1 protein-coding gene is annotated in these 476 nt (G+C 55.3%); it reads right to left on the reverse strand.

Annotated elements, in window-relative coordinates; genetic code table 11:
* Positions 1 to 21: 21 nt before the first annotated feature.
* Positions 22 to 315: an H-NS family nucleoid-associated regulatory protein gene (locus tag DIE22_RS37885; protein ID WP_124607555.1), complete on the reverse strand. Its 294-nt coding sequence runs from the start codon at positions 313 to 315 to the stop codon at positions 22 to 24.
* Positions 316 to 476: the final 161 nt, after the last annotated feature.

The following is a 476-nucleotide window of genomic DNA, read 5'->3' on the forward strand; positions in this document are numbered from 1 at the left end:
CCGATCGCTACGCTGCGGTGATCATTCGGCGATCAAGAAGCGATCACGTTTCTTACCCTTGATCCATGACGGTTCGCGGCCACGCCCGCTCCACGTCTTGCCCGTTTTCGGATCCTGATACTTCGGCGTCGCGGATTGGCTGCCATTCGCGCTACGTGTGCGCTTACGGCCGAAGACCTGTTCCGGCGTGAGACCGTACTCTTGAATACGGGCGCGAACTTCTTCGAGCACGGTCTCTAGTTCGGCCTGCCTAGCTTCTTCCGCTTGCACGAGCAGTGCTTCAGCCTTGGCTTTCAACTCTTGATAGGTGGCCATTCTTCACTCCACGTGGTTAAAAGAAACAGTATTGAAATGGTCGCTTCGAAGAGTCCAATTCGGCGCGACGCATCGGGTCTGCGACATGTCATTGTCGGCAGGGCAATGGGAATGATTGCGCGATTTTCTCATCGTTTGGACCAGGAGTCGACCATTTATCG

Source organism: Burkholderia sp. Bp9142, from assembly GCF_003853415.1.
Lineage (GTDB): Bacteria > Pseudomonadota > Gammaproteobacteria > Burkholderiales > Burkholderiaceae > Burkholderia.